The sequence below is a fragment of the Endothiovibrio diazotrophicus genome (assembly GCF_054657215.1).
Genome location: NZ_BAAHXB010000279.1, coordinates 1 through 869, shown reverse-complemented (window position 1 = coordinate 869; position 869 = coordinate 1). Strand labels below are relative to the sequence as shown.

The 869-nt window shown below is 60.9% G+C and carries 3 protein-coding genes; all 3 read left to right on the top strand.

The genetic code is table 11. The features are described 5' to 3' along the window. On the top strand, window positions 1-212 hold a 212-nt coding region (locus ACYQ2W_RS26405), incomplete at its 5' end, for a hypothetical protein (protein ID WP_459874075.1). Window positions 213-229: 17 nt separating this feature from the next. Next, window positions 230-445, top strand: a complete 216-nt coding sequence (locus ACYQ2W_RS26400) for a hypothetical protein (RefSeq protein ID WP_459874073.1) — start codon at window positions 230-232, stop codon at window positions 443-445. 175 nt (window positions 446-620) lie between these two features. Next, the coding region (locus ACYQ2W_RS26395; protein ID WP_459874071.1) for a nucleotidyltransferase domain-containing protein at window positions 621-869 on the top strand (249 nt) is incomplete at its 3' end.

Here is an 869-nt window from a genome sequence, read left to right as displayed (position 1 = left end):
AATCTCCCTCTACGACTCGGGCCACACCATCCTCGCCACCCCCAAGGGAAATTGAGCGGCTGCGGAAGCTGTACGGCCCTGGTCATTGGCGAAAACGAAAAGACTTCGCAAAGGTGAAGCTGGCTGACGGCGAGGTCCTCGACGTTGAGCTACATTGGTACGAGGCAACGGGAATCGGCGAACGTGAATTCAAGATCAAACGCTATCTCTAGCGCCGAGGTCGTAGATTATGCATAAGTTCGTGATTTGCGTTGAAAATACCGGCTACGAGGTATCGCTTGAGCAGCGCAAGCTGTATGAGGTTCTGCCGGATGAGACGGCGGCCAAGCATGGTCAGTTAAGGGTGGTGGACGAATCCGGGGAAGATTACCTGTTCCCGATGCAACTGTTCATGGAGCTGACACTTTCCGACGAAATTGCGGAGAAAGTCTCAAGGATCGCGTGAGTCCGCGAGCGGAAACCCCCGTAGGTCGGTGCTACCGCACCGACGCAAACGAGGGCACCGCCCCCCACGCCGCGACACCCCACCCGACCGCTCCCCTCCCCCGCCCGCCTGTGCTATCGTATCGACAAATGTATAGATAACCACGACCGACACTCCACCAGGACCGGAGGCCCCGATGCCCCGCCCAGACCCCGATCCCACCCACCTGCACCTCAAGACCTCCCTCGACCATCTCCCCGAGGCCAAGCGCCATCAGCTGCGCCGGATCACCGAGTGCATCTGCCAGAGCGTGCCCCTCGACCGCCTGGTGCTCTTCGGCAGCTACGCCCGCGGCGATTGGGTCGAGGACCCGGCCAACCGCTACTTCTCCGACTACGACCTGCTGGTGGTGGTCGACGAAGGCCACTTCATCGGCCGGACCCGT